Genomic DNA, 18982 nt, shown 5'->3' with positions numbered 1-18982 from the left:
CTGGCCTCACCTCAGCTTCAACGTGGACAGACCCACGAGGCACAGCAGCATCGTGATGATCCAGAAGCGCACGACGACCTGCGTTTCGCGCCAGCCGCTCTTCTCGAAGTGGTGGTGCAACGGCGCCATCTTGAGAATTCGCCGACCCTCGCCGAAGCGCTTCTTCGTGTACTTGAAATACGAGACCTGCAACATCACGGAGATTGCTTCCACGACGAAGATGCCGCCCATCACGAAGAACACGATCTCCTGCCGCACGATGACCGCGATGGTGCCGAGCGCGCCGCCCAAAGCGAGCGCGCCCACGTCGCCCATGAAGACCTGGGCCGGATGCGTGTTGAACCAGAGGAATGCGAGCCCCGCGCCGGCCATGGCCGAGCAGAACACCAGCAGTTCGCCCGAGCCGGGAATGTTCGGGAAGAACAGGTAGCGCGAATACACCACGCTGCCCGTCACGTACGCGAACACGCCGAGCGCCGAGCCCACCATCACCACCGGCATGATCGCCAGCCCGTCGAGGCCGTCGGTCAGGTTGACCGCATTGCTCGCGCCCACGATCACCAGGTACGTGAGGATGACGAAGCCGATGCCGCCGAGCGGATAGCTGATCTCCTTGAAGAACGGCACCAGCAGGTTGGTCTTCGGCGGAAAGTCGAGGTCGAAGCCGGAGCGCACCCAGGCGTAGAACAGTTGCAGCACGCGCCAGTTGGAGCTTTCCGAAATGCTGAACAGCAGATAGAACGCGGCCAGCAAGCCGACCATCGACATCCACATGTATTTCTCGCGCGAGCGCATGCCTTCCGGATCCTTGCGCACCACCTTGCGCCAGTCGTCGACCCAGCCGATCGCGCCGAAACCGATCGTGACGAACAGAACGATCCAGACAAAGCGATTCGACAGGTCGAACCAGAGCAGCGTCGCCATTGCGATCGAGAACAGCACCAGCACGCCGCCCATCGTGGGCGTGCCGCTCTTGCTCAGGTGCGTCTCCATGCCATAGCCGCGCACCGGCTGGCCGATTTTCAGTGCGGCAAGCCGGCGGATCACATACGGACCGGCAGCCAGCCCCACGACCAATGCCGTCATCGCCGACATCAGCGCGCGGAAGGTCAGGTACTGGAACACGCGCAGGAACCCGAACTCGGGCGTGAGCGTTTGCAGCCACTGGGCGAGGCTCAGCAGCATGTAATGAAACCGAGCGTTTCAATTGGCATGACCGGTCTCCTCTTGTTGTCGTTGGGGCGCGGCGGCGGCAATCGCCTGCAGCACGCGCTCCATGCGCATGAAGCGCGATCCCTTGACGAGCACGCTGCCGGCATCCGGCAGCAGTGCCAGCACCGCCGCATTGAGCGGATCGATGCTTTCGAAATGGCGCGCCCGGCCCGGGTCTCCGCCGAAGGCCGCGACACTGTGGGTCGTGGCCGCGCCGAGCGCATAAAAAGTGTCGATGCCGCGTTCGCGTGCCCAGGCACCGACTTCGGCATGAAAGCGTTCACCCTGGTCGCCGACCTCGCCCATGTCGCCCAGCACCAGGATGCGTGGCGCGGGCAGCGTGGCCAGCACATCGATGGCTGCACGCACCGAGTCGGGGTTGGCGTTGTAGCTGTCGTCCACCAGCGTGACGGTGCGGCCATTGGCAAGCTGCACCGCACTGGCGCGCGAGCGGCCCTTGACCGGCTCGAAAGCATCGAGGCCATGCGCGATGTGGTCGAGCGACACGCCGGCCGCCAGGGCGCAGGCCATCGACCCCAATGCGTTCATCACGTTGTGGCGGCCGGCAATGCGCAGCGTGCAGCGCAATTCGCCCAACGGCGTGCGAGCGGTGAGCCGCCAGGCCTGGCCCAGCCACTCGGCCGCCACCAGCGAGACGCTGGCTGCAGGGTCTTCTCCGAACGTGAGGCAATGGCGCCGCCCGCCTTCGCTCGCAAGCCGCGTCCATAGCGGCGTGAACTCATCGCCGTGCGGAAACACGGCAGTGCCGTCGACCGGCAGCGCGGCAAACACGGCACCGTTCTCCAGTGCCACCGCTTCGACCGTGGCCATGAACTCCTGATGCTCGCGTTGCGCGTTGTTGACCAGCGCCGCCGTCGGCCTCGCGATCGCGGACAACCTGGCGATCTCGCCCGGATGGTTCATGCCGAGCTCGACGACCGCCAGACGATGGTGCTCGCGCAGGCGCAGCAGCGTGAGCGGTACGCCAATCTCGTTGTTGAGATTGCCGGCCGTGGCCAGCGCATCGTCGCCTGCCGCGGCCCGCAGGATGCTCGCGATCATCTGCGTGACCGTGGTCTTGCCGTTGCTTCCGGTGACCGCGATCAACGGCAGCGTGTATTGGCTGCGCCACCCGGTGGCCAGCGCGCCCAGCGCAGCCAGCGAATCGCCGACCTCCAGCCCCGCGAGACCTGCAGCCTCGAGACCGCCATGCGCAATCGCTGCAGCGGCGCCACTGGCTTTGGCGTCGGCCAGGAATTCGTTGGCATCGAAACGCTCGCCCTTGAGCGCGACGAACATGTCGCCGGCCGCGAGTGTGCGGGTGTCGGTGTGCACGCGTGCGATGGGCGTGGCCGGGTCGCCGACCAGGCGTGCGCCCGGAATCCATGCCTGGGCTTGGGCAAGCGTCATCATCATTTGCCTGCCCTCCGCGCCAGCGCGTCCGCGGCATGCGCGCGGTCCGAGAAGGCGATCTGCTCGCCGGCGACCTCTTGCCATGCCTCATGGCCACGTCCTGCCAGCAGCACCACGTCTTCCGGCGCCGCTTGCGCGATGGTGTCGGCAATCGCCCTGGCGCGGTCGGGCTCGATCTGCGCTGCATCGGGCTGGGCCAGGCCGAGCATGATCTGGCTGATGATCGATGCCGGCTTTTCGCTGCGCGGGTTGTCGCTGGTCACCACCACGCGGTCGGCCCGCTTCTCCACCACCGCCGCCATCATCGGCCGCTTGATCGGATCGCGGTCGCCGCCGCAGCCGAACAGGCACCACAACTTGCCGCCACGCTCGGTTGCGAGTGGGCGCAGACCCTCCAATGCCTTGTCGAGCGCGTCGGGCGTATGGGCGTAGTCGACCACCACGAGCGGCTGGCCCTCGACGGCGACACGCTCCATGCGGCCGGGCACGCTGCTGAGACCGCGGCATGCCTGCACCGCGTCGGCCAGCGACAGCCCGAGGGCCCGCAAGGTGCCGATCACGCCGAGCAGGTTGGACACGTTGTACTGGCCGATGAGCTGCGTCGACAGGTCTTCACTGCCACCGCCCTGCTCCACCACCGAAAAGCGCAGGCCTTGCGGCCCGTAGCCGATGTCATGCGCGGCCAGGCGGGCCGGTCCACCACCTGCCGTGAGCGTCCACACGTCGAGTGCGCCGCAGTATTCGTCGAGCAGATTGCCGACGAGGCTGGCGCCATGCACGTCGTCGATGTTGACGACTGCGGCGCGCAGGCCCGGCCAGCGGAACAACTCGGCCTTGGCTTGCCAATAGGCATCCATGCTGCCGTGATAGTCGAGGTGGTCCTGCGTGAAATTGGTGAACACGGCCACGCGGATTTCGCAGCCGTCGAGCCGGCGTTCGGCAATGCCGATCGACGAGGCCTCGATGGCACAGGCGCCGAAGCCGCGCGCCACGAACCCGCGCAATTCGCGCTGCAGCATCACCGGGTCGGGCGTGGTGAGGCCGGTGTAGGCCAGGTCCGGTGGCATGCCGATTCCAAGCGTGCCGATCACAGCGCAGGGGCCGAGTTCGGCATGCACCGACAAGGCCTCGCCCAGCCACCATGCCGTTGAAGTCTTGCCGTTGGTGCCGGTCACGGCCAGCAGCGCAAGCTGGCTCGATGGCCAGCCGTAGAAAGACGCGGCGATCGGCCCGGTCGCCGCCTTGAGTCCTTCATAGGCAGCCACATGGTCGCTCTCGAAATTGAACGCCTCGACACCTTCGCGTTCGACCAGGCAGGCCGCCGCGCCTTGCGACAGCGCGGCAGCCACGTGCGCGCGGCCATCGGTCGCGGCACCCGGCCATGCAATGAACCCATCGCCGTTGCCGATGCGGCGGCTGTCGGCATGCAGATGCCCGCCCACGCGCGAGCGCAGCCAGTGACCGGCTTCGTTGGGGGAGGAGAAGCGGATGTCGTCCATCAGAAGCTCTCGTCCACGCCCTTGGTCACGACCTGCGGCTTGACCGCGAGGTCGGGTGCCACGTTCATCATGCGCAGCGTTTGCTGCACCACTTCGCTGAACACCGGAGCGGCCACGATGCCGCCGAAGTACACGCCGTTGCTCGGCTCGTCGAGCATGACCGCGACGATGATGCGCGGCTTGTCGATCGGTGCCATGCCGGTGAACCACGAGCGGTATTTGTTGCTGGCATAGCCCTTGCCGACCTGCTTGTGCGCGGTACCCGACTTGCCTCCGACCGAATAGCCGACCGTCTGCGCCAACGGCCCGGTGCCACCGGGGCCCGCCGCCATCTGCAGCATGCGGCGCACGGCACGCGCGTTCTCGGACGCGAACACACGCACGCCGACGGCCGGCGTGTCGTTCTTCAGCATCGTCGCGGGAATCAGCTGGCCGTCATGTGCGAACGCGGTGTACGAATGCGCCATCTGGAACAGCGACGCCGACAGGCCATAGCCGTAGGACATGGTGGCCTGCTCGATCGGCCGCCAGCTCTTCCACGGACGCAGCCGTCCCGTGACGGCACCCGGGAAGGTGATCTGCGGCTTCTGGCCGAACCCGAGCGCGCTGAACGAGTCCCACATTTCACGCGGCGTCAGGCGCTGCGAGATCTTGGTCGCACCGATGTTGCTCGACTTCTGGATCACGCCTTCGACGGTCAGCGTGCCGTAGTTGTGCGTGTCGCTGATGGTCGAGCCCGTGATGGTGAGCTTGCCGGGTGCGGTGTCGATCAGCGTTTGCGGCGTCACGCGCCTGAGTTCGAGTGCGGTGGCGATGGTGATCGGCTTCATCGTCGAGCCGGGCTCGAAGGTGTCGGTCAACGCGCGGTTGCGCAATTGCTCGCCGGTCAGGTTCTGGCGCTTGTCGGGCACGTAGCTCGGGTAATTGGCGAGCGCGAGTATTTCGCCGGTCGTCGAATCGAGGACCACCACGCTGCCGGCCTTGGCACGGTGCGTGGTGACGGCGTCACGCAGCTTCTGGTATGCAAAGAACTGCACCTTGCTGTCGATGCTCAGCTGGATGTCCTTGCCCTCGACCGGCGGAATCGATTCACCCACGCCCTCGACCACGCGGCCCAGGCGGTCCTTGATCACACGGCGCGAACCGGCCTTGCCGGCCAGATCCTTGTCGAATTGCAGCTCGATGCCTTCCTGGCCGTGGTCTTCGACATTGGTGAAGCCGACCACGTGTGCCGCCGCCTCTCCCTCGGGGTACTGGCGCTTGTATTCCTTGCGCTGGTAGATCCCCTTGATGTCGAGCGCGGCAATCTGCTTGGCGATCGGTTCGTCGACCTGGCGCTGGATCCAGACGAAGGTCTTGTCTTCGTCTGCCAGCTTCTTGTCGAAGTCCTTCTGTGCCATGCCGAGCAACTTGGCCACCTGCTTGAGCTTGGCCCGCACTTCGGGATCGTCGCGCTCGATGTCTTCCGGAATCGCCCAGATGCTCGGCGCGATCACGCTCGATGCCAGCAGCAAGCCATTGCGATCGAGGATGCGGCCGCGGTTGGCCGGCAGCTCCAGCGTGCGGGTGAAGCGCACTTCACCCTGGCGCTGAAAAAACGCGTTGTTGATGACCTGCACAAAGGCGGCCCGGCCGGCCAGCGCGACGAAACCGATGGCCACGCCGGCCACGATGAACTTGCTGCGCCAGACCGGCGTCTTGCTCGCAAGCAAGGGACTGGTGGTGTATTGAACGCTGCGGCGGCTCATCTCAGTGCTCCATGACGCTGGAGCGTCTTCCGCGACGCATGAAGCCAGGACGAGCACGGCGAAGTCTGTTCGTGGGCACCCGCGGAACCGGCTTTGCCGGGCCGCCGGGTGCGCCCCCTCGAGGGGGAAGCGCCGCAGGTGCTTCGTCGGGGGTGTTTCATACTAGTGCCCCTTGCGCGCCGGCGCGCCAGCGTTCGTCGGCAGCGGCGGCGCGGCCGACACCACGGCCGGGATCACGCTGCCGTCCTGGCGGACGTAGAGGGTGATGGCGGGCGTGGTGGTGGTCATCTTGAGCTGCTCCTTGGCCAGCTTCTCGACCCGCAGCGGCGTCGCCTGCGCCCGCTTCTCCACCTGCAGGCGCTCGTACTCGACCTCGAGCCGATGCGACTCATTGTTGACCCGCTCCATCTCGGTGAACAGCTGGCGCGACCTGTACTGCGTGTGCACGAGCAACAGCGCCGTCGCCAGGACGGAAAGCAGCAGGAGGAGGTTGAGCCGGGCCATCGCGTTCAGACCGTTTCGGTGCGCTCGGCCACGCGCAGCACTGCGCTGCGGGCACGCGGGTTGGCCGCCACTTCGGCGTCCGACGGGAAGATCCGGGCAACGCTGCGCAGCTTCATGGCGACCGGCGCGGCAAAAGGCGCGCGGCGGTCGTACACCTCGCGCGAATGCTTCGCGATGAACTGCTTGACGATGCGGTCTTCCAGCGAGTGAAAACTGATCACTGCGAGCCGCCCCCCGGGTTGCAACACGTCGATGCTCGCTTCTAGCGCTTGTTGAAGCTCTTCAAGCTCGGCGTTGATGAAAATCCGAAGAGCCTGAAATGTGCGCGTTGCAGGGTTCTGGCCCGGCTCGCGGGTTTTGACCGCGCCAGCCACGAGCTCGGCCAGTTCGGTGGTGGTTGAAACTGGGCCCCGTTCCTGTCGGCGAGCAACAATCGCCTTTGCAATCGGAACAGCAAACCGTTCTTCGCCATAGTCACGTATTACCTCGGCAATCTGCTGTTGTTCGGCTGTCGCCAGCCATTCGGCCACGCTCTCGCCGCGCGTTGTATCCATGCGCATGTCGAGCGGGCCGTCGAATCGAAAACTGAAACCGCGCGCCGGGTTGTCGATCTGCGGCGAGCTGATGCCCAGATCCATCAACAGACCGGCCACGCTGCCCGAAGGCAGTTCGCCCAGGTCGCGAAAGCCCTGGTGACGGATGGAAAAACGCGCATCGGTGATGCGCGCTGCTTCGGCGACCGCTTCCGCGTCCTTGTCGAACGCGATGAGCCGGCCCTCCGGCGCCAGCCTTGAGAGGATCAGGCGGGAATGCCCGCCTCTTCCGAAAGTGGCATCCACGTACGCTCCCGCTGCCGCCGACTCGTCGGCAAACAGGGCGTTGACCGCTTCGTTCAACAAGACGGTCGTATGGGTCCATTCGTTGTCCACGTTCGCCTTTAGAACGCCAGGTCCTGGAACGCGCCTTCGGCCATGCCGGCGGCGAGCGCCTCGGCTTCCTTGGCGTCATGCGTGGCCTTGTCCCAGAGCTCGAAATGGCTGCCCATCCCGAGCAGCAGGGTGTCACGGCCAATGCTGGCTGCGGCGCGCAGTTCCGGCGACACGAGGATGCGGCCGGTGCCGTCCATCTCGACATCCATGGCATTGCCGAGGAACAGGCGCTTCAGCCATTGGTCCTTGAGCGGCATCGCGGCGATGCGCTCGCGGAACTGCTCCCATGCGGGGCGCGGAAAGATCATCAGGCAGCCATGCGGGTGACGCGTGATCGTGAGCTGGCCGGCCGCCGTCGCGCTGAGGACGTCACGATGCCGGGTGGGCACCGACAGCCGCCCCTTGGCATCCAGACTCAGCGATGACGCGCCTTGAAACACTAAAAACGACCCCGGTTGTGAGATGCTGCAGGCCTCGAAACGAGGCTATTGCCAACACTTTTTCCCACTTAACTGCACTTTTTTCCACTGTAGCAGGAAACAAGTACACCGCGACAAGGGGTCGCGGCAATTTTTTGCAATGGAATCAACGACTTAGCGGTGATTTCGGAAGCCGAAAAACACGAATATCGTTGCAAATTAAGCACTTAGCACGCGCACTGAAAGTGATGCGTGAAGCGGCACGGCGCTGCGCTGTCGCCTAGAGAATGAAGCGCGAAAGATCTTCGTTGTGACTTAGTGCCTGCAGGCGCGCGTCGACATAGGCCGCGTCGATCCGAACGGTCTGGCCTCCGAGCTTGGCTGCATCGAAGCTGACTTCGTCGAGCAGGCGCTCCATCACGGTCGAGAGCCGGCGCGCGCCGATGTTCTCGGTGCGCTCGTTGACCTCGAACGCAATGCTGGCCAACCGCGTGATGCCTTCCGGCGTGAATTCGAGCGTCACACCCTCGGTCGCGAGCAGCGCCTGGTATTGCTTGACCAGCGACGCGCGGGTCTGGGTGAGGATGCTCTCGAAGTCGGAGACCGACAGCGATTGCAACTCGACCCGGATCGGAAAGCGCCCCTGCAATTCGGGAATCAGGTCGCTCGGCTTGCTCAGGTGGAAGGCGCCGCTGGCAATGAACAGGATGTGGTCGGTGCGCACCACGCCGTACTTGGTACTGACGGCCGTGCCTTCGACCAGTGGCAGGAGGTCGCGCTGCACGCCCTGGCGGGACACATCCGGGCTGCCCTGCGATTCGCTGCGCGTGGCCACCTTGTCGATCTCGTCGATGAAGACAATGCCGTTCTGCTCTGCGCTGCTGATGGCCTGCGTGCGCAATTCGTCTTCGTTCAGCAGCTTACCGGCTTCTTCGTCGGTCAAAAGTCGCATTGCCTCGGAAATCTTGAGCTTGCGGGTCTTGCGCTTCTGGCCGCCGATCTGACCGAACATGCCGCGCAATTGCTCGGTCATTTCCTCCATGCCGGCCGGGCCCATGATCTCGAGCGGCGCGCGGGCTTCGGCCAGGTCGATCTCGATTTCCTTGTCGTCGAGCTGATGCTCGCGCAGCTTCTTGCGGAAGGCCTGGCGCGTGGGGTTGTTGCTGCCGGCCTCGACCACGCCTTCGGCATTGCGGGCGGAGGGCAACAGGACGTCGAGGATACGGTCTTCGGCCGCATCCTCGGCGCGCATGCGCACCTTGGCGCTCTCGGCTTCGCGGGTCTGCTTGACCGCAATCTCGGCCAGGTCGCGAATGATCGAATCGACATCCTTGCCGACGTAGCCCACTTCGGTGAACTTGGTTGCCTCGACCTTGATGAACGGCGCATCGGCCAGGCGCGCAAGCCGGCGCGCGATCTCGGTCTTGCCGACGCCGGTCGGGCCGATCATGAGGATGTTCTTCGGCGTGATCTCGGATCGCAGCTTGTCGTCCACCTGCTGCCGGCGCCAGCGGTTGCGCAGGGCAATGGCCACGGCGCGCTTGGCTTGCGGCTGGCCGACGATGTGGTTGTCAAGTTCGGAGACGATTTCCTGAGGGGTCATGGACATAAGCGGGCCTGCCTCAGAGCGTTTCGATCGTGTGATTCATGTTGGTGTAGATGCAGAGTTCGCCCGCGATTTCGAGCGATCGCTTCACGATCTGGTCGGCCGTCATGTCGGTATGGTCCAGCAATGCCTTGGCGGCCGACTGCGCATAGGGGCCGCCCGAACCGATGGCCACGATGCCGCCCTCCGGTTCCAGCACGTCGCCATTGCCGGTGATGATCAGCGAAGTGGTCGCATCGGCGACGGCGAGCATGGCCTCCAGGCGGCGCAGCACCCGGTCGGTGCGCCAGTCCTTGGTGAGTTCGATGGCGGCACGCGCCAACTGGCCCTGATGCTTCTCGAGCTTGGCCTCGAAGCGCTCGAACAATGTGAAGGCGTCGGCCGTAGCGCCGGCAAATCCCACGAGCACCTTGCCGTGATAGAGCCGCCGCACCTTGCGAGCGGTGCCCTTGATGACGATGTTGCCCAATGTGACCTGGCCATCACCGCCGATTGCGACCTGATCGCCGCTCGGGGTTTTGCGGCGCACGCTGACGATCGTCGTTCCGTGAAACTGTTCCATCGAAGTCATCTGAGGTTGCGCCGGGGCGATGCAAGCGCCCCGGCTGCTGCTGTTAATTCGCGCGAACGGCGACCGACGCATGATCGGCGATGCCGATCACCTTGAAGAATGCGGCGAGCATGCGGTGCACATCGATGAATTCGACACGCTGGCCGCGCGCGGCGCGCGCCATGACCCAGTTGAGCAAGGTGCCGGCCGCTGCAAAGTCGGTGCGGACCAGTGCGGCGCACGACACTGTCGGCACGGCCGCATCAACCAGTTCCGCGTCCAGCCTCTGCAGGATGTCGTGGCATTCGCCGCTCAGTTCGCCGACCAGCAGGGTGTAGCCCGCAACGGCCTGCGCAGGAGCCGTTCCGGCCGAAGTCCCGATCCCTGTATGCATGCTGGCAGGCGAGATCGACGGCTTCTGCGCGGGCGCTGCTGCGGCATCCACCTCCGCATAGCTGCCGACCGGGTCTTCCCAAGGCGGCGGCGACACCTCATAGGTGATGCAATAGTTGAGCGCCGTCAACTCGAAACCGTCGACATCGTTCATCAAGCGCAGGATCGCCATGCGCAATTGCCACCAGACCGGCTCGGTGTTGCGGTTGTTGGTGGGCGTGGCGGCATTCAACACTTCCACCAAGCGTTCGGCGCCGGCAAAGCGCAATTGCACCGGCGAAGAGGCCCAGTGCTCCATCAGCGCGCGCAAGGGACCGGCTGCATCGGCGTCGATGCCCGACAGGCCGCGCCAGTCGAGCGTCCACACCTGGCCGGCATGCGACAGTGCCTGCGTCAGGCCGGCCAGCCCGCCACGGGAGAGTTGCTGCGGGCAGAACCAATCCGCCGCATCTGGCTCGTTTGCGCCGCGGCTGTCGTGTTCGGCCGCACCGGCCGTTTGCACATCGCGCGCCAGTGCAGGCAACGAAATCCATTCGGGCCCAGGACGCTTGAAGCGCTGGGCATAGCGCGTACTCGCCTGTACGAACTTCTCGGTATCGCCGGTGGCGCGGTAGAAGTCGAGCAGCGCGCGCCAGGTATCGATGCCGTCGACCTGCGGGCTCTCGGGCGCCACCGTCTGCAGCAGGATCGCCTCGGCGCCAGGATCATCGCCATGCGCGAAGCGGATCGAAGCTTCTTCGAGACCACTGTCGATGCCCATACGGGAAAGGTTCAGTTCGCCGGGCGCGCTGCCTGCGGGAACAGGGGGGGCCTGGCCGGGCTCGGTGTCGGCATAGGCGCGCGCCTGCTGGGCGGCCATGTCGGCAGGCGTCATGGCCTCGCCGTTGGCGCTCTGCTGCCGTTTCTTCCACCATTGCTGCGACATCTGCTCTTCGATCTCGTCGATCTTCTTGAGCGTGAGCGCGCGGCCCGCGGTCTTGCCGCTGGTGCTGACACTGAAGGACGACGGCGTGGCGCTGGAATCGCGCGAGCCACCGCTGGCTTCGCGCTGGCGCAGCTTGCGCAGCATGTCGAACTCGCGGCGGCGCACGAAATCGTTGCGCTGCCGCCGCTCGATCATTTCCTTGAGCATCTCCCGGCTGTAGCCGGTGTCGGACGAGCCGGCATCCTGCTCGTCCAGTTCCGCCCAGTCCTTGAGCGGATTGCGGACGAACTTGGCTACTTTGGACAGCAGCCGGCCGGGCTCCTCTTTGGCCATCTCTTAGTCGCCAAACATCTTCTGCTTGAGTTCGCGGCGTTGCTGCGCTTCCAGCGACAGGGTTGCCGTAGGGCGTGCGAGAAGCCGGCCGACGCCGATCGGCTCGCCAGTTTCGTCGCAATAGCCGTAGTCGCCCGCGTCGATGCGCTGGATCGACTGTTCGATCTTCTTCAACAACTTGCGCTCGCGGTCGCGGGTGCGCAGCTCGAGGGCATGCTCTTCCTCGATGGTCGCGCGGTCCGCCGGGTCGGGCACGACCACGGTGTCTTCACGCAGATGCTCGGTGGTTTCACCGGCGTTTTCGAGGATGCCCTGCTTGAGCTGCACGAGCTTCAGGCGAAAGTACGCCATCTGCTTCTCGTTCATGTACTCGGCGTCGGGCATGGCGATGACCTCTGCGTCGGTCAACTGTTCAGGCGTCTTCGTCTTCCAGTTGTTGGCGAGCTTCGGGTCTTTCTTGACGGCCACGTGCGGCGGCGGCACCAGCGCCGTCGATGCGACCTGCGTGAAGCTCGACTTGGCGGCGGTGGACGCCACGGACTGGGCCATCGAGGGCACGGTCAGTTGGGACAGGCGCGAAACGCGTCCGACGCGGGGGGCCGGCGCGACAGGGGCCGGAGCAGGGGTGGGGGCGGCAGCCGTTTTTTTCATGGGAGTCGTGACAGAAGCGGAAGGGACGGCAGGATGACTGGCCGGTTTGACGGATTTGGCGGTTTCGGGCTTGGCCAAGCCGGGTTTCGTGACGGAAGCCTTGGGCTCGGCGGGCGCGGCCTCCTTGCCGGCTGTCTTCTTGACGGCCGGTGTGGCGGACGTGGCCTCGGCGGCGGGTTTCTTCACGGTACTGGCTCCTAGGACGGGCTGGAACGCGCTTTGCGGGTTGTTTCTCCCCCGCGAGAACCTTGGCGGACACTGGCCACGCGGGTTCCCGATTTTTAGTGCAAGCTCGTCAGTAGCGACCACGGGTTATACCCCCGAATTCAGACCACGAACGCGCTCATTCCCGTGCCGGAAGTCACTTCTTGCCGATCGGCGTGGAGGCGGGGCTTCCGGAACAGGCGCGCGATTGTATAGACGAAAAGTGCCTATTGCCCTGTCGGGCGTAACGGATCTTCTGGCCAGACCCTGGCTAGACGAGGCATTGGTCCAATCCCTGCTCCAGGATTTCGCGCGGGAGTTCGATTCCGATGAATACCATGCGGCTCTGGCGAGCCTCATCGGCGCCCCAGGCCGGGCCGAGGTCGCTGCCCATCAACTGGTGCACGCCCTGGAAGATCACCTTGCGCTCGGTGCCCTTCATGTTCAGAACACCCTTGTAGCGCAGCATGCGCGGGCCGTAGATATTGACGATGGCGCCGAGGAAGTCCTCCAGCCGGGCCGGGTCGAAGGCGCGGTCGGACTTGTAGACGAAGCTCTTGACGTCGTCGTCGGTGTGGTGATGGTGGCCATGGCCCTCGTGCGCATGCGACGGATGGTCGCAGTTCTCGCCGTGGTCGTGATCGTGATCGTGATGGTCGTGGTCGTCTTCCTTGAGGAAGTCGGGGTCGATGTCCAGCTTGGCATTGAGGTTGAAGCCGCGCAGGTCGAACACGGACGACAGCGGCACCTCGCCGAAATGAACCTTCTGCTGCGGCGCTCGCGGGTTCATGTGCTTGAGGCGGTGGATCAGCGCCTCGGTTTCGTCGGCGGCCACCAGGTCGCTCTTGCTGATGAAGATCTGGTCGGCGAATCCGACCTGGCGACGCGCTTCCTGGCGGTCGTTGAGTTGCTGTGGCGCATGCTTGGCATCGACCAGCGTGAGGATCGAGTCGAGCAGGTAGCTCTCGGCGATCTCGTCGTCCATGAAGAAGGTCTGCGCCACCGGGCCGGGATCGGCCAGGCCGGTGGTTTCGATCACCACGCGGTCGAAGTCGAGCAGGCCCTTGCGCTTCTTGGCGGCCAGCACCTGCAGCGCCTCCCGCAGGTCTTCGCGGATGGTGCAGCAGATACAACCGTTGCTCATCTGCACGATTTGCTCTTTGGATTCGGTAACCAGGATGTCGCTGTCGATGTTTTCCTCACCGAACTCGTTCTCGATGACGGCAATTTTCTGGCCGTGGGCTTCGGTCAGGATGCGCTTGAGCAACGTGGTCTTTCCCGAGCCGAGGAAGCCAGTAAGGATGGTGGCGGGGATGAGGGCCATGAGGTGCTCCGGTCACTAAAACGGGGAAAGGGCGGGAAGTTTAGCGGGCGGGGAATGGGCCTGCTCCCGTGGGGTCAGGCCTTTCGAACGACCACCAGCCCTTTCAGGTATTCGCCTTCGGGGAACTCGATGGTCATGGGATGGTCCGGTGCAGCACCCAGACGCTCGCTGATGTAGCCGTCGACGCCGGCGTCGATGCCTGCCGATGCCACGATCTTGTGGAACAGGTCGGCGCTGATGCCGCCAGAGCATGAAAACGTCAGCAGCACGCCGCCGGGCACCAGCAATTGCAGGGCGAGCCGGTTGATGTCCTTGTAGGCGCGGGCAGCGCGCTCGGCATGCGCGACCGTCGGGGCGAATTTCGGCGGGTCGAGCACGATGGCGTCGAAGCGCGCGCCCTCGGCGATGAATCGGCGCAATGTGGCGTTGACGTCGGCGTCGAGGTACTGGTTGCCGGCGCCTTCGAAGCCGTTCAGCGCGACATGCGCCTCGGCGCGTTGAAGCGCGGGCAGCGACGAATCGACCGAAGTCAACTCGGCGCCGTCGAGCGCACCCGTGGCGCGCAGGCCGGCGAGCGCCGCCACGGTGAAGCCGCCGGTGTAGCAAAAGCAGTTCAGCACGCGCCGGAACCTGCGGTGCGCCGCCATTTCCGCAAAGCGCTTCCGGCTGTCGCGCTGGTCGAGATAGAAGCCGGTCTTGTGGCCGGAGGCGATGTCGAGCGAGAGTTGCCAGTCGTGCTCGCGGATGGTGAGTTCGGTCGGCCCGTCGCCGCGCAGCCAGCCGGTGGTCGGTTTCAGGCCCTCCCGCTCGCGGCCGCTGGCATCGGAGCGTTCGTAGAGTCTGGTCAGCCCGGTGGCCGCGAGCAGCGCGTCGGCGAGCGCGGCCTTCCAGCGCTCGACGCCGGCCGACAGGAACTGCGCGACCAGCGTGTCGCCGTAGCGGTCGACGATCAGGCCCGGCAGGCCGTCGGCCTCGCCGTGGATCAGCCGCACGCCGTCGCTTTGCAAGTCGAAGAGACGCCGCGCGTTCACCGCGCGCAGGCAGCGCGACGCCAGGAACGCCGCGTCGATGCGCTGCGTCTCGTCGAAGCTCCAGGCGCGGGCGCGAATCTTCGACACAGGACTGAATGCCGCCCAAGCCAGGAACTTGCCTTCGTGCGACTCGACGCGCACGGTCTCGCCCGCGTCGGCACCTCCCTTGGCGATGGCCGATTCGAAAATCCAGGGATGGCGGCGCAGCAGCGACCGCTCCTTGCCCGGCCGCAGCCGCAATACTTTCATTTGTGGTCCCTGGCCTTGGCCTTCGGAGTCTCGGGGCGCGCCCTGGCGCGAGGATGGGCTGCGTCGTAGGCCTTGGCCAGATGCTGGAAATCCAGCCGCGTGTAGACCTGCGTGGTGGTGATGTTGGCGTGGCCGAGCAACTCCTGCACCGCTCGCAGGTCGCTGCTGGATTGCAGCAAGTGGCTCGCAAACGAGTGGCGCAGCATGTGCGGGTGCACGGGCGCCGGCAAGCCGGCCTTCAGGCTGCGCAATCGCAATTGCTTCCAGACGGCCTGCGCGGAAAACCGCGTGCCATTGCGGCCGATGAAGAGCGCCGCGGCGCCGGCCGGGTCGCGCAGCCTGGCCTCCGGGAGCGCCGCGCAGTCATCGCGCACAGCCAGCCATGCCTGCAGTGCCTCGCCAGCCTTGGCACCGACAGGCACGTCGCGGCGTTTGCTGCCCTTGCCGAGGACTTGTGCCTCGCCCGAGGCCAGGTCGACCCAGCCGCGTGCGACCTTGCTGGCCTGCACATCGAGTCCGACCAGTTCGCTGACGCGCAGGCCGCAGCCATAGAGCAATTCGACGATGGCGCGGTCGCGCGCCTCGGTCCACGGGTCGCCGTCGGGATCGTGGTGTTCCGCAAGCCGCACGGCGTCGTCGACGGCCAATGCCTTGGGCAGCGGACGGTCGGCCTTGGGTGCGTGCACGTCCTGCACCGGATTGCCGCCGACCAGCCCCTCGTTGCCGAGCCAGCGATAGAAGCCTCGCCAGCACGAAAGCACCAGCGCAATGCCGCGCGACTCACGCCCTGCCCCGTGCAATTGCGCCATCCAGCGCCGGATGTGGGCGGTCTGCACCTGGTCCAGCGGCAGGTTGGCCGCGGCCGCTTTCTCGGCCAGCGTGCCAAGATGGATCGCATACAACTCGACCGTGCGCACGGCCAGCCGGCGCTCGACGCGCACATGCTCAAGATACTTCTCGATCAGGGCCGAACTCACAGCGAATTTCCTTCCGGACAAGCCACGGAACTGGCGCCAGGCGCTAGAAATATCCGTTCAGCGCATTGTTGACGATCGCCAGGGGCTCGCGCAGCGCGCCTCTGAAGAACAGGAACGGGCGATGCCCGCACGTCGGCGATGCCGCTGCGTATTGCACGTCGAACGCGCGATCGAATCCACTCGCATGCGCCAGGCGCTCGATGCGCCAGAGGTGGTACGGGTCCGAAACGACGATGACGCGCTTGACCCCAGCCGCTTCCAGCAAGGGCCACGACATGGCGAGGTTCTGGCGCGTCGATGACGACAGCGCCTCTTTCAGCAGGGTTCCGGTGAAGCCTGACTGCCGCGCATAGGTCTCCATCACCTGTGCTTCGATGCGCGCGTCTTCGGTGTCCTTGCCGCCGGACACGACCAGCTGGCGCACCTGGCCGGCGCGTGCGAGTTCGATGCCGCGATCGACGCGGTTGGTGAGACAGGGATTGATTTCGCCGCTGAGGTAGGCGCGATTGCCGAGCACCAGAGCCGCGTCGGCCTGGGCCGTTGGCGGATGCGCGATGCGTTCGCGCGCGTGCCTCCAGATCATGGCGGCCAGCGACGCGTGCAGCGCGCACAGCACCAGCACCGCGGCCACGAGGCGCCAGCGCCAGCGCCACACCATGGCGCGGACGGGAAGGCTCAAGGCCGCAGCCGCGACAGCGCCGCCGAGGCCAGATCGGCGATGCGCTCGAGGAAGTCGGTGCCCATCTCGGGATTGAATCGCTGCGCATCGGGCGAGGCCAGCACCAGCAGGCCGAAGGCCGGCGCCTCGGGTTCGGCGCGCAGCGGGATCAGCGCGATGGAGACGGCGGCGCGCGCATCGCCCAGCCAGTTGGCCGCCTCGAAGCCTGCATTGAGCCCGCAATACGGCGCGGTGAGCGAGGTGGCCAGCGTCTTCACGTCGTCGGTGACCCATTGGGCGTAGCCCTCGCTCCAGTAGGGCACGTCGCAATCCCACACCTTGATGGCGGTCTGCGGAACCATGAACAGCGTCTGCAGGTCCGCGGCGATCTGCCAGGGCAGGCCTCGCGCGTCGCGGGTGGTGAGCAGGCCGCGCGTCCAGCGTTGCAGGCGGTCGGCCGTGACCATGTTCTCGGTGCCATGGCGCACCATGTCCATCACACGATGCTCCAGCGCCTTGATCTTCTCGCGCAGCATCTCGGCCTGTCGCTCCTGCAGGCTCACGGCGCGGTTGCCGTGCGGGCTGGTCAGTTGCACCTGCGCGAGCAGTTGCGCGTGGCGTTCGAAGAAGTCCGGCGTGTTGGCGAGGTAATTGGCGATGTCGTCTTCGGTGATCGGATTCATGGCTTCTGGTTGGATGGGTTTCATGGCTGCTCGGGTACCTCGATATCGCCTTCGAAAACTGTGACGGCCGGGCCAGTCATGAACACCGGTTGGCCGACGCCCGCCCATTCGATGGTGAGACGGCCGCCACGGGTTTCCACATCGACGCGCGGGTCGAGCAGGCCGAGCCGGATGCCCGACACCACGGCCGCGCAGGCGCCGGTACCGCAGGCCAGCGTTTCGCCTGCCCCGCGTTCGAACACGCGCAGCCTGATCTGCGAACGGCTCACGATCTGCATGAAGCCGGCATTGACGCGTTGCGGAAAGCGCGGGTGGTGCTCGATCAGCGGGCCTTGCGTGGCGACGGGCGCGGTATCGACGTTGCCGACGACTTGCACCGCATGGGGGTTGCCCATCGACAGGACTGCGACGGCAATGATGGCCTCCTCGGCATGCGTGCTGAGGGCGAGGTGCCACGTCTGCCATGCGCCTTCGTGCTGCGGCGTGAGGCCGGCCGGGTCGAATGGCACCTTCTCGGTCTCGAAAATCGGCGCCCCCATGTCGACGGTGACGCGGCCGTCCTCGCCCATGCGCGGCTCGATCACGCCCGACAGGGTTTGCACGCGCACCGCGTCCTTGGTGGTGAGACCGCGTTCGCGCACAAAGCGCATGAAGCAGCGCGCGCCATTGCCACACTGCTCCACCTCGCCGCCATCCGAGTTGTGGATTACGTACTGGAAGTCGATGTCCGGCCCAGGCGACGGCCGCACCGTGAGGATCTGGTCGGCACCGACGCCGAAGTGACGGTTGCCCAGGAAGCGGTATTGCGCCGGCGTGAGCCCGAGCGTTCCGCGTGTTTCGTCGAGCACGACAAAGTCATTGCCGGCCCCTTGCATCTTGGTGAAGCGAATTCGCATGGCCGCGATTATCCTGCGCGGCATGCGGACTGCCTTCATCGTGTCGAGCGCGATCAATTCGAGATTCGGCATGTTCTCGCCCCACGAACGGCTACAGGACACGCTGGGCACCGTCGACTCGATCCGGCGGCGCGCGCCTGGCGCGGCGATCTACCTGCTGGACATGTGCGGCGACGGCTTGCAGCCCGCACAGACCGAGGCGCTGTCCGCGCAGGTCACCCGGCTGTTCGACTACTCGGGGCTGCCTGACGTGCAGGCAATCTACAAGGTGCCGAACCCCGACGTCATCAAGAATCTGACCGAGATGACCTGCTTCCATCATTTCCTCCATGCCCAGGAAGCGCTGCTTGGCAAGGTCGACCGCATCTTCAAGCTGTCGGGCCGCTACCGTCTGGATGAACGTTTTTGCTGGAGCGACGTTGGCGACTCGCAGCACCGGGGCCGGATCGTCTTCTCGGGCAGGCGCGCGAGCCAGTTCGCGCCCGAAACCACGGGCAACGACCCGGCCGCCAACTTCCAGTACATGTCGCGCCTGTGGTCGTTCGATGGCTGCCTGCTCGGCACGGTCCGGAGCGCCTACGGCCAGATGGTCGAGCGGATGGTCGAGCGCCTGAACGCCGGCGGCTACATCGACATCGAGCACCTGCTCTATCGGTTCATGCCGCAGGAGTTGGTCGCCTTCCGGATTCCGATGGGCGTCAGCGGGCGGCTCGCGCCGAATGCGATGGAGATCCGGGAGTGATCACCCCCCCCCGAAGCGCCTGCGGCGCCTCCCCCT

General features: G+C 65.7%; 18 protein-coding genes. 1 reads left to right on the top strand and 17 read right to left on the bottom strand.

Features of this window, described 5'->3' with window-relative positions:
- Nucleotides 1-6: 6 nt before the first annotated feature.
- The 17 genes from mraY to dapF all read right to left on the bottom strand — a co-directional run bounded on the left by mraY (nucleotide 7) and on the right by dapF (nucleotide 18204).
- The gene (mraY, locus tag WKW80_RS00260; RefSeq protein WP_340361530.1) at nucleotides 7-1185 is read right to left on the bottom strand and encodes a phospho-N-acetylmuramoyl-pentapeptide-transferase; all 1179 of its coding nucleotides are present in this window, start codon (nucleotides 1183-1185) and stop codon (nucleotides 7-9) included.
- 18 nt (nucleotides 1186-1203) lie between these two features.
- A complete protein-coding gene (locus tag WKW80_RS00255; RefSeq protein WP_340362169.1) occupies nucleotides 1204-2625 on the bottom strand; it encodes a UDP-N-acetylmuramoyl-tripeptide--D-alanyl-D-alanine ligase in 1422 nt (473 codons plus the stop codon).
- Nucleotides 2625-4124: a UDP-N-acetylmuramoyl-L-alanyl-D-glutamate--2,6-diaminopimelate ligase gene (locus tag WKW80_RS00250; RefSeq protein ID WP_340361529.1), complete on the bottom strand. Its 1500-nt coding sequence runs from the start codon at nucleotides 4122-4124 to the stop codon at nucleotides 2625-2627. The genes WKW80_RS00255 and WKW80_RS00250 overlap by 1 nt, the downstream gene beginning before the upstream one ends.
- Complete coding sequence (locus WKW80_RS00245) at nucleotides 4124-5872, bottom strand: peptidoglycan D,D-transpeptidase FtsI family protein (RefSeq protein ID WP_340361528.1); 1749 nt, start codon at nucleotides 5870-5872, stop codon at nucleotides 4124-4126. The genes WKW80_RS00250 and WKW80_RS00245 overlap by 1 nt, the downstream gene beginning before the upstream one ends.
- A 162-nt stretch (nucleotides 5873-6034) precedes the next feature.
- Nucleotides 6035-6376, bottom strand: coding sequence for a cell division protein FtsL (ftsL, locus tag WKW80_RS00240; protein ID WP_340361527.1), 342 nt, complete (start codon nucleotides 6374-6376; stop codon nucleotides 6035-6037).
- 5 nt (nucleotides 6377-6381) lie between these two features.
- Nucleotides 6382-7305 carry a 16S rRNA (cytosine(1402)-N(4))-methyltransferase RsmH gene (gene rsmH / locus WKW80_RS00235; RefSeq protein WP_340361526.1) on the bottom strand — a complete coding sequence of 308 codons (924 nt, stop codon included), beginning with the start codon at nucleotides 7303-7305 and terminating at the stop codon, nucleotides 6382-6384.
- A gap of 8 nt (nucleotides 7306-7313) precedes the next feature.
- Complete coding sequence (gene mraZ / locus WKW80_RS00230) at nucleotides 7314-7745, bottom strand: division/cell wall cluster transcriptional repressor MraZ (RefSeq protein ID WP_340361525.1); 432 nt, start codon at nucleotides 7743-7745, stop codon at nucleotides 7314-7316.
- A 259-nt stretch (nucleotides 7746-8004) separates the two neighbouring features.
- Nucleotides 8005-9333 carry an ATP-dependent protease ATPase subunit HslU gene (gene hslU, locus WKW80_RS00225; RefSeq protein WP_340361524.1) on the bottom strand — a complete coding sequence of 443 codons (1329 nt, stop codon included), beginning with the start codon at nucleotides 9331-9333 and terminating at the stop codon, nucleotides 8005-8007.
- Nucleotides 9334-9346: 13 nt separating this feature from the next.
- The gene (hslV, locus tag WKW80_RS00220) at nucleotides 9347-9892 is read right to left on the bottom strand and encodes an ATP-dependent protease subunit HslV (protein ID WP_340361523.1); all 546 of its coding nucleotides are present in this window, start codon (nucleotides 9890-9892) and stop codon (nucleotides 9347-9349) included.
- A gap of 52 nt (nucleotides 9893-9944) precedes the next feature.
- Nucleotides 9945-11531 carry an STAS domain-containing protein gene (locus tag WKW80_RS00215; protein ID WP_340361522.1) on the bottom strand — a complete coding sequence of 529 codons (1587 nt, stop codon included), beginning with the start codon at nucleotides 11529-11531 and terminating at the stop codon, nucleotides 9945-9947.
- A gap of 3 nt (nucleotides 11532-11534) precedes the next feature.
- Nucleotides 11535-12368, bottom strand: coding sequence for an RNA polymerase-binding protein DksA (gene dksA / locus WKW80_RS00210; RefSeq protein ID WP_340361521.1), 834 nt, complete (start codon nucleotides 12366-12368; stop codon nucleotides 11535-11537).
- Nucleotides 12369-12657: 289 nt separating this feature from the next.
- Entirely contained in the window at nucleotides 12658-13710 is a 1053-nt protein-coding gene (locus WKW80_RS00205; protein ID WP_340361520.1) for a CobW family GTP-binding protein, read from the bottom strand.
- Between the two features lie 74 nt (nucleotides 13711-13784).
- Nucleotides 13785-14990: a class I SAM-dependent rRNA methyltransferase gene (locus tag WKW80_RS00200; RefSeq protein WP_340361519.1), complete on the bottom strand. Its 1206-nt coding sequence runs from the start codon at nucleotides 14988-14990 to the stop codon at nucleotides 13785-13787.
- Nucleotides 14987-15967 carry a tyrosine recombinase XerC gene (locus WKW80_RS00195; RefSeq protein ID WP_340361518.1) on the bottom strand — a complete coding sequence of 327 codons (981 nt, stop codon included), beginning with the start codon at nucleotides 15965-15967 and terminating at the stop codon, nucleotides 14987-14989. Before WKW80_RS00195 ends, WKW80_RS00200 begins: the two co-directional genes overlap by 4 nt.
- 43 nt (nucleotides 15968-16010) lie before the next feature.
- Nucleotides 16011-16646: a YdcF family protein gene (locus tag WKW80_RS00190; RefSeq protein ID WP_340361517.1), complete on the bottom strand. Its 636-nt coding sequence runs from the start codon at nucleotides 16644-16646 to the stop codon at nucleotides 16011-16013.
- Complete coding sequence (locus WKW80_RS00185; RefSeq protein WP_340361516.1) at nucleotides 16643-17332, bottom strand: DUF484 family protein; 690 nt, start codon at nucleotides 17330-17332, stop codon at nucleotides 16643-16645. The genes WKW80_RS00190 and WKW80_RS00185 overlap by 4 nt, the downstream gene beginning before the upstream one ends.
- On the bottom strand, nucleotides 17329-18204 hold the full coding sequence (gene dapF / locus WKW80_RS00180) for a diaminopimelate epimerase (protein ID WP_340361515.1): 876 nt from the start codon (nucleotides 18202-18204) through the stop codon (nucleotides 17329-17331). The genes WKW80_RS00185 and dapF overlap by 4 nt, the downstream gene beginning before the upstream one ends.
- Here dapF and WKW80_RS00175 point away from each other — a divergent pair.
- Nucleotides 18203-18946 carry a hypothetical protein gene (locus WKW80_RS00175; RefSeq protein WP_340361514.1) on the top strand — a complete coding sequence of 248 codons (744 nt, stop codon included), beginning with the start codon at nucleotides 18203-18205 and terminating at the stop codon, nucleotides 18944-18946. The two genes, dapF and WKW80_RS00175, sit on opposite strands and share 2 nt — an antisense overlap.
- Nucleotides 18947-18982 lie beyond the last annotated feature (36 nt).

The sequence above is a fragment of the Variovorax humicola genome (assembly GCF_037889915.1).
Lineage (GTDB): Bacteria > Pseudomonadota > Gammaproteobacteria > Burkholderiales > Burkholderiaceae_C > Variovorax > Variovorax humicola.
The sequence above is the reverse complement of the archived record's forward strand: the minus strand, read 5'-3'. Positions and strand labels throughout refer to the sequence as shown.